Raw genomic sequence first — 12,908 nt, forward strand, 5'->3', positions numbered from 1 at the left:
GGGCGCTTTCATGCAGGTGAGACGAGACTTACACGCCTCTCAGACCCATGCCTCCTGTAAAGCCCCGTACCGGCTACGGCCCGGAGGGGTCACCGCCGTGTCACCGGAGGAACCCCTGCGCCGTGATCCGTGTCGCGGTCGGCAGGAGTGCTCGCAAGGAGGTGCTCCTGGGAACGGCAGGGGGACGGCATGGACATCGGGGGACGGCGTGCAGCGGTGCGCCGGATGGCGGCGGCAGCGGTGATCGGCGCGGTCGTGGGGCTCACGGGCTGCCAACAGATGGACACACGGGCCGGGGCGAAACCCAGTGGCGGGAGCACGGAGACGATGACCGGCATGGCGGGCGCGGCCCGGGGCGGCGGCTCCGGCGGCGCCTGCGTCTTCGTCAAGCCGGACGGGGCACAGAAGTTCGGCCACGTCGGCTGGGGCTTCCAGGTCACGGGGACGAAGCGCTGGGTCTACGGCGCCGTCGAGAACCCCAGCGGCAGGCTGTACACCCCGCCGGGCGGCGACATCGGCGCCTGGCACGCGGAGGGGACGTACAAGCGCATGATGAGCGAGATGTCCACGGACACTCACTATCCGGGCAACTCCGAGCACCCGTACAGCCGTTACCGCTGCACCGGCTCGTCGACGAGCGACGTGAACGCGGCCTGGGCCATGATCCGTACGGTGGAGGCCCGCGGGTTCCTCGTCGGCGTCGACCCGAAGACCGGGAAGCTCACGTCCCGGGACTGCCTCGATGCGACGTACGACGTCCTGAAGGCGTACCGGACGAAAGGGCTGACGCGCGCCGAGAAGCTGGCCGTCCCGAACGTGTGGGTGGAGTCGCTGTGGGGCTGGTCGGACAAGAGGCTGACGCCTCGGTGATACGGCGGTGCCCCCGCCCGGAGAACTCGGAGAGTTCCGGACGGGGGCACCGTACAAACCAGGTGGCTTACAGGCCGAGTTCGACCTCGAACTCGCCCGCCTCCAGGATCGCCTTGACCGCGGTCAGGTAACGGGCCGCGTCGGCGCCGTCCACCAGACGGTGGTCGTAGGAGAGGGTCAGGTAGGTCATGTCGCGGATGCCGATGACCGTGCCCTCCTCGGTCTCGATGACGGCCGGACGCTTGACCGTGGCACCGATGCCGAGGATCGCGACCTGGCCCGGCGGCACGATGATCGTGTCGAAGAGCGCACCGCGCGAACCGGTGTTGGAGATGGTGAAGGTCGCGCCGGACAGCTCGTCCGGGGTGATCTTGTTCGCCCGGACCTTGCCCGCGAGCTCGGCGGTGGCCTTGGCGATACCGGCGATGTTGAGGTCGCCCGCGTGCTTGATGACCGGGGTCATCAGGCCCTTCTCGGAGTCCACCGCGATACCGATGTTCTCGGTGTCGAAGTAGGTGATCGTGCCCTCGGCCTCGTTGATCTTGGCGTTGATGGGCGCGTGCGCCTTCAGCGCCTGGGCCGCGGCCTTGACGAAGAACGGCATCGGGGAGAGCTTGACGCCCTCACGGGCCGCGAAGGAGTCCTTCGCCCGCCCGCGCAGCTTCATCAGGCGGGTGACGTCGACCTCGACGACCGAGGACAGCTGCGCCTGCTCGTGCAGCGCCTTGACCATGTTGTCGCCGATGACCTTGCGGATGCGCGGCATCTTGACGGTCTGGCCACGGAGGGGAGAGGCCTCCAGGGACGGCGCCTTCTTCGCGGCCGACGGAGCTGCAGCGGCAGGGGCCGGAGCAGCCGCGGCGGCCTTCGCGGCCTCGGCGGCGGCGAGGACGTCCTGCTTGCGGATACGGCCGCCGACGCCGGTGCCCTTGACGGTGGCCAGGTCGACGCCGTTCTCGGCGGCGAGCTTGCGCACCAGCGGGGTCACGTACGCGCCGTCGTCACCCGAGGTCGCGACCGGAGCGGGCGCGGCCGGGGCGACCGGAGCCGGAGCGACCGGCGCGGGGGCCGGGGCAGCCGGAGCCGGGGCAGCGGCGACCGGGGCGGGCGCCGGAGCCACAGGGGCGGGGGCAGGCGCGGGAGCCGGGGCCGGGGCCTCGACAACCGGAGCCGGAGCCGGAGCGGCGGGGGCCGGGGCAGCGGCCGGAGCCGCACCCGCGGCGCCGATGACGGCCAGTTTGGCGCCGACCTCGGCCGTCTCGTCCTCGCCGACCGTGATCTCGAGCAGCACACCGGAGGTGGGCGCCGGGATCTCGGTGTCGACCTTGTCCGTGGAGACCTCGAGCAGCGGCTCGTCGGCCTCGACGGAGTCGCCGACCGACTTCAGCCAGCGGGTGACGGTGCCCTCGGTGACGGACTCGCCCAGGGCGGGGAGCACGACATCGGTGCCGGAGGCGCCACCGGCCGGAGCCGGAGCGGGAGCCGGGGCCTCGGGGGCCGGGGCGGGGGCCTCGGCCACAGGGGCCGGAGCCGCTACGGGCTCCGCGGCCGGTGCCGGGGCAGCGGCAGGTGCACCCGTGCCGTCGTCGATCACGGCCAGCTCGGCGCCGACCTCGACGGTCTCGTCCTCGGCGACCTTGATGGAGGCCAGGATGCCGGCGGCGGGCGAGGGGATCTCGGTGTCGACCTTGTCGGTCGAGACCTCGAGCAGCGGCTCGTCGGCCTCGACGCGCTCACCCTCGGCCTTCAGCCAGCGGGTGACGGTGCCCTCGGTGACGCTCTCGCCGAGCGCCGGAAGGGTTACGGAAACCGCCATGGTTTCGGTTGCTCCTTACGAATTGCGGAAGTCTGAGTCGTCGCTTCGTCGACCGAGGGTCAGTCGTGCGAGTGGAGGGGCTTGCCGGCCAGGGCCAGGTGGGCCTCGCCCAGCGCCTCGCTCTGGGTCGGGTGAGCGTGGATGAGCTGCGCGACCTCGGCGGGCAGCGCCTCCCAGTTGTAGATCAGCTGGGCTTCGCCGACCTGCTCGCCCATACGGTCGCCGACCATGTGGACGCCGACCACGGCACCGTCCTTCACCTGGACGAGCTTGATCTCGCCCGAGGTGTTGAGGATCTTGCTCTTGCCGTTGCCCGCGAGGTTGTACTTCAGAGCGACGACCTTGTCCGCGCCGTAGATCTCCTTGGCCTTGGCCTCGGTGATACCGACGGAGGCGACCTCCGGGTGGCAGTAGGTCACCCGCGGGACACCGTCGTAGTCGATCGGGACGGTCTTGATGCCGGCCAGACGCTCCGCCACCAGGATGCCCTCGGCGAAGCCGACGTGCGCGAGCTGGAGCGTCGGGACGAGGTCGCCGACGGCGGAGATGGTCGGGACGTTCGTCCGCATGTACTCGTCGACCAGGACGTAGCCGCGGTCCATGGCGACGCCCTGCTCCTCGTAGCCGAGACCGGCCGAGACCGGGCCGCGGCCCACCGCTACCAGCAGGAGCTCGGCCTCGAACTCCTTGCCGTCGGCGAGGGTGACCTTGACACCGTCGGCCGTGTACTCGGCCTTCGAGAAGAAAGTGCCCAGGTTGAACTTGATGCCGCGCTTGCGGAACGCGCGCTCAAGAAGCTTGGAGGAGTTCTCGTCCTCAAGGGGGGCGAGGTGCTTGAGGCCCTCGATGATCGTGATGTCCGACCCGAAGGACTTCCAGGCGGAGGCGAACTCGACGCCGATGACGCCGCCGCCGAGGACGATCGCCGACTTCGGCACACGGTCCAGGACGAGGGCGTGGTCCGAGGAGATGATGCGGTTGCCGTCGATCTCCAGGCCCGGCAGCGACTTCGGCACGGAGCCGGTCGCGAGCAGGATGTGGCGGCCCTGGACGCGCTGGCCGTTCACGTCGACAGAGGTGGGGGAGGACAGGCGGCCCTCACCCTCGATGTAGGTGACCTTGCGGGAGGCGATCAGCCCCTGCAGGCCCTTGTACAGGCCGGCGATGACGCCGTCCTTGTACTTGTGGACAGCCGGTACGTCGATGCCCTCGAAGGTGGCCTTCACACCGAACTGCTCGCTCTCGCGGGCCTGGTCGGCGATCTCGCCCGCGTGGAGCAGGGCCTTCGTGGGGATGCAACCCCGGTGCAGGCAGGTGCCGCCGACCTTGTCCTTCTCGATCAGGGCGACGTCCAGGCCCAGCTGAGCCCCGCGCAGGGCCGCGGCGTAACCACCGCTACCACCGCCGAGGATCACTAGGTCGAAAACGGTGCTGGCGTCGTTCGCCACGTCACGTCCTCCATGCATGTGCGCCGTACCCGGTCTGCAGTGACCGGGCGGCGGCTGGTGTCCGGCCGCTCTTTCTTCGGCCCTGTGGTGGGGGCCCTGTCCTGCCGTGCCCCATCTTCGCACCTGTCAGGGAGGAACGAGACGCCGGGCCGGGGTGTGAGACGCCACACGCTCACATGTGAAGCAGGGGCCGAGGGCTCACATGCGAACAGGGGAAGCGGTGAGACACCCAGGGGCGCGGGGAACTGCGCGACCGGCCACAACCGGCCCGCAGTCGCCCGCGACCTCAGGTACCGAGCTGTCAGGCGAACGTCATCCCAGGTCGCCGGCCGCGGTCAGCTCCGCCAGCCGCACCAACGTCCGCACAGCGGTCCCCGTGCCCCCCTTGGGGGTGTACCCGAAGGGCCCGCCCTCATTGAAGGCCGGACCAGCGATGTCGAGGTGCGCCCACGTGATCCCCTCACCCACGAACTCCCGCAGGAACAGACCGGCGACCAGGCCACCCCCCATCCGCTCACCCATGTTCGCGATGTCGGCCGTGGGGGAGTCCATGCCCTTGCGCAGGTGCTCCGGCAGCGGCATGGGCCAGGCGGGCTCGCCGACCTCCTCCGCCGCCTCGTGCACCGCGGAGCGGAACGCGTCGTCGTTGGCCATGATCCCGAACGTCCGGTTGCCCAGCGCCAGCATCATCGCGCCGGTCAGGGTCGCGACGTCCACGATCGCGTCCGGCTTCTCCGCGGAGGCGGCCCACAGCGCGTCGGCCAGGACCAGCCGGCCCTCGGCGTCCGTGTTGAGGACCTCCACCGTCTTGCCGCTGTACATGTGCAGCACGTCGCCGGGACGGGTCGCGGTACCGGACGGCATGTTCTCGGCCAGCGCCAGCCAGCCGGTGACGTTGACCTCGAGGCCCAGACGCGCGGCGGAGACCACGGCCGCGAAGACCGCCGCCGCCCCGCTCATGTCGCACTTCATCGTCTCGTTGTGCCCGGCCGGCTTCAGCGAGATGCCGCCCGAGTCGTAGGTGATGCCCTTGCCGACGAAGGCGAGGTGCTTCTTCGCCTTGGAGGAGGTGTACGACAGCTTCACCAGCCGCGGACCCGCCGCCGAGCCGACGCCGACGCCGAGGATGCCGCCGTAGCCGCCCTTCTCCAGGGCCTTCACGTCGAGCACCTGCACCTTGATGCCGTGCTCCTTGGCCGCGGCCTCGGCCACGGCGGCGAAGGCCTCCGGGTTGAGGTCGTTCGGCGGGGTGTTGATGAGGTCGCGCGCGCGGTTGAGCTCCTCCGCCACGGCGGTGGCACGCTCCACGGCGGCCTTGTACGCCTTGTCACGGGGCTTGCCGCCGAGCAGGGAGACCTCGGCGAGCGGAGCCTTGCCGTTCTTCGCCTTCGGGTCCTTGCCGTTCTCCTTGTACGCGTCGAAGGAGTACGCGCCGAGCAGGGCGCCCTCGCCGATCGCGCCGGCGTCGGCGGAGTCGGTGAGCGGCAGGGCGAAGGCGGCCTTCTTGGCGCCGGCGAGGGTGCGGGCGGCGGCACCGGCGGCCTTGCGCAGCGCCTCCGGGGCGAAGCCGGAGTTCTTGTCGGGCTCGGCGCCCAGGCCCACGGCCACCACGAGCGGCGTCTTGAAGCCGGCCGGTGCGGGCAGCTTCGTCACCTCGCCCTCGGCGCCGGAGGCACCGAGGGTCTCCAGGACGCCGGCGAGCCGACCGTCGTAGGCCTTGTCCACGGTTTCGGCGCCCGGGGCGACGACCGGGCCCTTCGCGCCCTTGGCTACACCGATCACGATCGCGTCGGCCCGCAGGCCGGGCGCCGCGGCGGTGCTGAGAGTGAGAGCAGTCACGGTGGTGAAATCTCGCTTCCGATGTGAAGTTGCTTGGCCGAATGAGGTGGGTCGACCGGGCCCGACGGGCGACCCTAGAGGTATGTGAAGGGTCAGTCTCGACCGGGGCCTTCACCCCTGTCGGCGACCACCCGGGACGAGCCTACGCTCGGGGCGGCTGTCGATCATTCCTGCGGTCATTCACCTGCTGGTGGCGTCATGGCCACATATCGATCCCCTGCCCCGGTGAGGTGGGTCACACTCGTCTGGTTCCGGCGGGCGCATCGCTCGCCGCTTTGCATGATTTCCACGGATCCTCCTTGCTTCGACCACAAGGAGGCCGTTTGGGGGAGAGACGACCATGAAGCGCAGAGCGCACCCATGGAGAGCCGCGGCCGTCGTCATGACGACCGCGGGGCTGATCGCACTGGGACTGGGCACGCCCGGAGCATCGGCCGCCGAAGAGCCGCGCATTGATCTCAAGGTGCTGGTGGTGGACAACGGCGACAGTCCCGTCGACGCCATCACCGCCCAGCTGGAGAGCACCGGCATCCCGTACACCACGATCGACCTGACCGACGCGAACCGCCCGACCATCACGGACGCGTTCCTCAGCGACACGGTGAACGGCACGCCCCGCGCCAAGTACCAGGGCGTCGTCCTGCCCAACGAGGCCCCGTTCGGCTCGGGTTCCGCCGAGCAGACCGCTCTGGAGAGCTACGAGACGACGTACGGCATCCCGCAGGTCGACGCCTACACCTGGGCGCACCCCGGGGTCGGCCTCGACTACACCAGCGAGGGCGGCTGGGCCGGCACCCTCGACGGGCGTGCGGCGGCCGTCACCGACGTCGGCAAGGCGGGGTATTTCGGCTATCTCGACGGCGCCTTCACCTTCGAGGACAACGATGCCTCGGTGCAGGAGAGTTACGGCTTCGTCGCCAAGCCCCGTACCGGCTTCACCAGCTACGTCGACATCCCGGTGCCCGCCGGCACGGGCAACGGAAGCCTCGTCGGCGAGTACGCCCACGACGGGCGCCGCGAACTCGTCGTGACCTTCGCGTACAACCAGTACCAGCAGCAGTTCCGGGTACTTGCCCGTGGCATTGTCGAATGGCTGACTCAGGGCGTACACCTCGGGCAGAGCCGCAACTACTTTGCTGTCCATGTCGATGACGTCTTCGCCCCCGACAGCCGCTGGGACACCGAACGCAACTGCACACCGGGCGACTTCGACTGCGTGGGCGGTGACGGCGAGGGGACCACGCCGATCCGCATGACCGCCGCCGACGCGCAGTACGCGGCGCAGTGGCAGCAGGAGCACGGCTTCACGCTCGACATGGTCTACAACGCCGGCTCCGGCGAGGAGTGGAAGAGCGAGAACGGCGGCACCGACGAGCTCACCGACCAACTGCTCGCCGACAAGACGCAGTACCGCTGGATCAACCACACCTACACGCACCAGTATCTGGGCTGTGTCCAGGACACGACCACGGTGCCGTGGAGCTGCGCCACGAACGCCGACGGCTCGACCCAGTACATGAGCCGCGCGGACATCTCGGCGGAGGTCAGCAGCAACTACAACTGGGCGCTCACGAACGGCCTTCCGGTCGACCGTTCCGAGCTGGTCACCGGCGAGCACTCCGGGTTGAAGACGCTGCCCCAGCAGCCCGACGACAACCCGAACCTGGCCGGTGCCCTCGCCGACAACGGCATCGCGTGGACCGCCTCGGACAACTCCCGTGAGCCCGAGCAGCGTACGGTTGGCAGCAGCACGCTGACCGTGCCGCGCTACCCGATGAACGTGTACTACAACGTCGGCACCGACGCCGAGATGGTCGACGAGTACAACTGGATCTACACCTCGGCGGCCGACGGCGGCAGCGGCGTCTGCGAGAACAACCCGACGTCCACCTGCCTCGACGACTCGCTGGACACGGCCACCGGCTACGACACGTACATCGTCCCGCTGGAGGCGCGCACCGCCCTCGGGCACGTCATCAACAACGACCCGCGGCCGCACTACGCCCACCAGTCCAACCTCGCCGAGGACCGGACGCTGTACCCGGTCATGGACGAGGTCCTGGCCGACTACCAGGCGCTGTTCGCCGACAGCGCCCCGGTGCAGAACCTGGCGCAGGCCGCCATCGGCACCGAACTGCAGCGCCGGGCCGCCTGGCAGACCGCCGTCGACGGGGGAAACGTCACGGCGTACCGCATCGGGAACACCGTCACCGTCACCGCACCCTCCGGGACCCAGATCCCGGTGACCGCACCGGAAGGGACCACCAAGCAACTCCTGCTCGGTACCACCGCGTTCGGGACGCCGTACGCGGGGCAGCGCTCGGCCTGGACCACGCCGGAGCTGCTGCAGAGTGCCGTCACGCTGAATCTGCCCGCCTAGGCACAGCGCAGCCGCAGTAGGCACAGCACGACCCGCACACCGTACGCACCCCGGCCCCCCACGGCCGGGGTGCGTTCCGAGCCGTAGTTCCGCAGGGGGGAACGCGCATGTCGCGCACCGGCCGTCATGTCACCATGCTCACCGAAGGCACCTATCCGCACGTCCACGGCGGGGTCAGCACCTGGTGCGACCAACTCGTCAAGGGCATGCCGGAGGTCGACTTCCATATCGTCTCGCTCACCGGCAGCGGCCGCGAACCCGTGACCTGGGAGCTGCCGCCCAACGTCGCCCGGCACATCTCCGTGCCGACCTGGGGCCCGCGCCCGGGCCGCAAACAGGCGCCGTACGGCAAGGCCCGGCGCCGTTTCATCGACTCCTACGAGCGGTTCCTGCTCTCCTTCCTCGACCCCGAGGCCCACTGCGACTTCGGTGAGGCCCTCTACGACCTGGCCCGACTCGCTCGCGACGGACGCCTGTCGGCGGCCCTGCGCACCGAGTCGGCGCTGCGGTCGCTGATGTGGATCTGGACGATGCCGCATCTGCCGACGGCGGCCGCGCGTCCGACGGTTCACGACGCGCTGACGGCAACCGACCTGCTGGAGCACGCACTTCGCCCGCTCGGCGTCCGCGTCCCCGAGGACTCGGTCGCCCACGCCGTGAGCAGCGGCCTGGCAACGTTGCCCGCGCTCGCCGCCCGCAAGCTGGACGGTGTGCCCTTCCTGCTCACCGAGCACGGCATCTACCTGCGCGAGCGCTACCTCGGCTACCGCGCCGATGCGCAGCGCTGGCCCGTGAAGGCGTTCATGCTCGGTTTCTACCGTGAACTGAATTCACTCGGATATCGCGCGGCCGACCTGATCACACCGTGCAACCAGTACAACCGCCGCTGGGAGGAGCGCGGCGGCGCCGACGCCGACAAGATCCGCACGGTCTACAACGGCGTCGACCCGGCCGCCTTCCCGCACGCCGGCCCCGAACCCGACGTCCCCACCCTCACCTGGTGCGGCCGCGTCGACCCCATCAAGGACCTGGAAACGCTTCTCCGCGCGTACGGCATGGTCCGCGCCGAAATCCCGGAAACCCGGCTGCGGTTGTACGGCCCGGTCCCGCCCGGCGGCGAGGCCTACCGCACCCGTCTGGAGAAGCTCGCCGCCGAACTCGGCGTCACCGACGGCCTCACCTTCGAGGGCCGCATCAGCGAGGTGTGGCGGGCCTACGCGGCCGGTCACATCGTCATGCTGTCGTCGATCTCCGAGGGCTTCCCGTTCTCCATCATCGAGGCCATGTCCTGCGGTCGCACGACGGTCTCGACGGACGTCGGAGGAGTGAGCGAGGCGGTCGGCGACACGGGTCTGGTGGTGCCGCCGCGCGAGCCCGAGAAGATGGCGGCAGCGGCACTGACCCTGCTGAGGGACGACGAACGACGCCTGAAGCTGGGAGAGTTGTCCCGCCAGCGCGTGATCGACCGCTTCACGCTCCGCCGCTCCGTGGACGCTTTTCGGACTATCTACCAGGAGCTCGCGGGCATGCCCGAGGTGTACGAGCCCACGCTCGAAACCGTCGCCGACTGGACCCTGGAACTGCACGATCCGTGGTACGCGGCGGTCGCGACGGACGGAACCGACTGGTGAGCGGAAGCATTCACCTGCCTCCGGGCGCCCGTCCGCAGACCCTGCCCCACCTCCCCCGGCAGCGCTCCACCCCGAGCTGGGCCGAGCCCGACCCGGTCGACGAACTCGCCGGGCGCCTCGACGACTTCATAGCCGCCGCCGTGCACCCGGACGAGATCGCCGCCCTGCTGGAGTCCGACGGACTCTCCGACGACCAGATACGCGAGCGGTACGGCGTGAAGAACTCCTTCGCACTCGCCGAGGAGCTGTACGAGCGCGTCGAACGCCGTTACCCGGAGCCGGACGGCCCGGTCCACGACCCCTGGCAGGTCGGCCTGCTCGGCTGCCTGCTGCGTGGGGTCGTCTTCGCCCTGCCGGGCCTCGGCTACGTCCTCGGGGCACCCCTTCTCGCGGGCCCGCAGGACGACTTCGGTCTCCCCGCGGGCACCCTCCCGCTGCTGGCCGGCGCCCTGGTCGGCTGGACCTGGAACCAGGGGCTCGCCCATCGGGCGTACTCCTGGCTGGGGTTGGGCGACCGCTCGGCGGCCCGCCGCAGTCTCTTGCTGGGCGCTCCGACGGGCATGCTGCTCGGCGCCCTGGTCGCACTGGCCGTCGCGGGCACGGGCGACCTGAGTGCGGTTGCCTTCGCCGCCGGGCAGTCCTTCTACCTGGGGGCGGCCACGGTCCTGCTCGTGATGGGCCGTGAACGGGCCCTGCTGGCCTGCCTGTTGCCGATGGCGGCGGGTGCGGTACTGGCCTTCGTCCACCCCATGCCGGAGGCGGCGAGACTGGTCCTGCTGGTGGGCTCCCTGGCCGCGGTGGCGGTCCTGGGGCTGGTTGAAGTGGCGTCGGCAGTACGCGCCCCAAAGGGGCGCGGCGGACTGCGCGACCAGCCACGATGGAGCCGCAGACGACCAACAACAATGGGCCCCCGTCTCTCCGCCTCCCTCCCGTACGCCCTCTTCGGCCTGGGCAGCGGCGTCCTCGTCCTCTACGCGGCCCTGGGGGACGTCCTCGCGGGCGAGGAGCACAGCGCGATCGCCGCACCCGCCGCCGTCGCGCTCACCCTCAGCATGGGCCCCGCCGAATGGCTGCTCTACCGCTTCCGCAGCGGCGGCCTCGCCGGACTGCGCTCCACCAGCACCCCGAAGGCGTTCTGGCGGACCACGGCACTCACGGTCGTCAGATGCCTGGCGTCCTACCTGGCCACCCTGCTCGCCCTCAGCCTCGCCGCCTCCGCGCTGTGGCCGGACGCCCCGGCCGTCGGCGGCGTCCGGCTGGCCGGCCTGCTCCTGCTGGGCGTGGTCCTGTGGACGGGCCTGCTCCTGCAGTCCTTCGGCGCGGTGCTCAGCGCGACCACGGTCCTGTGCGCAGCGGCCCTCGCCCAGACCCTGGCCCTCGTCACGCACGCGGCCGGCCCCCACCTGGCCGGCCTGATCGTGAACGGCACGGCGGCCGCCGCCCAAGCCGCCCTGGTCTGCGTCCTGTTGGGAAGGGCGACCGCCCACCGATGACCGAACTGCTCATCCCCTACTACGAGCACCCGTCCGTCCGCCCCGCCGAATGGAACGCGATCGTCGCGGCCGCACCCCGTCTCCACGGGGTTGTCCTCAACCCGGACAGCGGCCCCGGCGAACGCCCCGACCCGGCCTTCGCCGAGGTCGCCACCCGGCTGCGGGCGGCGGACGTCCGGGTGCTCGGGTACGCCGACACCGACTACGGCCGCAGACCGTACGCCGACGTGGTCCGCGACCTCGATCGCCACCGCGACTGGTACGGCACCGACGGCGCCTTCCTCGACCAAGTCGCCTCGGGAATCGAGGAGTTCGCTCATTACCGGCGTCTGGCGACCGCCGCCTGGGGCGCCGGCTTCGGCACCCTGATCCTGAACCACGGCACCGAACCGCACCCCTCCTACGCCCGCATCGCCGACGTCCTCGTCACCTTCGAGGGCACCTGGACGTCGTACCGCCTCCTGGGCCCTCAGCCCTGGCGCGGCGGCACGGGCGCGCGGCTGTGCCATCTCGTCTACGGCGTCCCGGCCGACATCGACCTGGCGGCGCTGGCCCGGGCGAGGGGGGCCTCGGTGCACTGCGCGGTGCCGGGCGTCGGCGATCATCCTTGGGGTACGTTGCCGCACGACTTGGAGCCCGCCCCGTGAGACGCCCCGCCCTGCTGGTCCTTCTGCTTCTGCTGGCAGGCTGCACCACCGTCCCCGACGACAAGCCCTCGGACTCGCGCTGGCAGCCGCGCCCCGGCGTCGACTGGCAGTGGCAGCTCACCGGCCGCGTCGACACCTCCGTCGACGTGCCGGTCTACGACATCGACGGCTTCGACCAGTCCAAGGCCACGGTCACCGCCCTGCACCGCAAGGGCCGCAAGGTCATCTGCTACCTCTCCACCGGCGCCTGGGAGGACTGGCGTCCGGACGCGAAGAAGTTCCCCAAGTCGGTGATCGGCAAGGGCAACGGCTGGGAGGGCGAGCGCTGGCTCGACATCCGCCGCGTCGATGTCCTGGAGCCGCTGATGGCTGCGCGGCTGGACATGTGCCGCGAGAAGGGCTTCGACGCGGTCGAGCCGGACAACATGGACGGCTACAAGAACCGCACGGGCTTCCGGCTGAAGGCCGCGGATCAGCTCCGCTACAACCGGCTGATCGCGAAGCTGGCCCATGAGCGCGGTATGTCGGTCGGGTTGAAGAACGACCTGGACCAGATCCCGCAGCTGGTGAAGGACTTCGACTTCGCGGTCAACGAGCAGTGCGCCGAGTACGACGAGTGCGAGGCCAACACGCCGTTCATCAAGGCGAACAAGGCCGTTTTCCACGTGGAGTACGAGTTGCCGACGCGTCGGTTCTGCGCCGAGTCGCGGAGGCTGAAGCTGAGTTCGATGCTGAAGAAGTACGAGTTGGGGGTGTGGCGGAAGGCATGTTGAGTGCGGGTTCG

9 protein-coding genes are annotated in these 12,908 nt (G+C 70.4%); 6 read left to right on the top strand and 3 right to left on the bottom strand.

Going from position 1 to position 12,908, the window contains the following annotated elements; translation table 11 throughout:
* Positions 1-189 precede the first annotated feature (189 nt).
* Entirely contained in the window at positions 190-870 is a 681-nt protein-coding gene (locus IG08_RS0105090; protein WP_030596746.1) for a hypothetical protein, read from the top strand.
* 67 nt (positions 871-937) lie between these two features.
* Here IG08_RS0105090 and sucB read toward each other — a convergent pair whose 3' ends face one another.
* The 3 genes from sucB to IG08_RS0105105 all read right to left on the bottom strand — a co-directional run bounded on the left by sucB (position 938) and on the right by IG08_RS0105105 (position 5,973).
* Positions 938-2,686, bottom strand: a complete 1,749-nt coding sequence (gene sucB / locus IG08_RS0105095; RefSeq protein ID WP_030596747.1) for a 2-oxoglutarate dehydrogenase, E2 component, dihydrolipoamide succinyltransferase — start codon at positions 2,684-2,686, stop codon at positions 938-940.
* A gap of 59 nt (positions 2,687-2,745) precedes the next feature.
* Positions 2,746-4,134: a dihydrolipoyl dehydrogenase gene (lpdA, locus tag IG08_RS0105100; protein ID WP_030596749.1), complete on the bottom strand. Its 1,389-nt coding sequence runs from the start codon at positions 4,132-4,134 to the stop codon at positions 2,746-2,748.
* A gap of 312 nt (positions 4,135-4,446) precedes the next feature.
* A complete protein-coding gene (locus IG08_RS0105105) occupies positions 4,447-5,973 on the bottom strand; it encodes a leucyl aminopeptidase (protein WP_030596751.1) in 1,527 nt (508 codons plus the stop codon).
* 340 nt (positions 5,974-6,313) lie between these two features.
* Between IG08_RS0105105 and IG08_RS0105110 the strand changes: the two genes are divergently transcribed.
* From IG08_RS0105110 to IG08_RS0105130, 5 genes are all read left to right on the top strand, one after another.
* Positions 6,314-8,353 carry a hypothetical protein gene (locus tag IG08_RS0105110; RefSeq protein WP_052424491.1) on the top strand — a complete coding sequence of 680 codons (2,040 nt, stop codon included), beginning with the start codon at positions 6,314-6,316 and terminating at the stop codon, positions 8,351-8,353.
* Positions 8,354-8,460: 107 nt separating this feature from the next.
* Complete coding sequence (gene pelF / locus IG08_RS0105115) at positions 8,461-9,984, top strand: GT4 family glycosyltransferase PelF (protein ID WP_030596761.1); 1,524 nt, start codon at positions 8,461-8,463, stop codon at positions 9,982-9,984.
* Complete coding sequence (locus tag IG08_RS0105120) at positions 9,981-11,477, top strand: hypothetical protein (protein ID WP_030596764.1); 1,497 nt, start codon at positions 9,981-9,983, stop codon at positions 11,475-11,477. Before pelF ends, IG08_RS0105120 begins: the two co-directional genes overlap by 4 nt.
* Positions 11,474-12,124, top strand: a complete 651-nt coding sequence (locus tag IG08_RS0105125) for a spherulation-specific family 4 protein (RefSeq protein WP_030596766.1) — start codon at positions 11,474-11,476, stop codon at positions 12,122-12,124. Before IG08_RS0105120 ends, IG08_RS0105125 begins: the two co-directional genes overlap by 4 nt.
* Entirely contained in the window at positions 12,121-12,897 is a 777-nt protein-coding gene (locus tag IG08_RS0105130; protein WP_030596767.1) for an endo alpha-1,4 polygalactosaminidase, read from the top strand. Before IG08_RS0105125 ends, IG08_RS0105130 begins: the two co-directional genes overlap by 4 nt.
* Positions 12,898-12,908 lie beyond the last annotated feature (11 nt).

Origin of the sequence: Streptomyces fulvoviolaceus, assembly GCF_000718165.1 — a bacterium.
Classification (GTDB): domain Bacteria; phylum Actinomycetota; class Actinomycetes; order Streptomycetales; family Streptomycetaceae; genus Streptomyces; species Streptomyces fulvoviolaceus.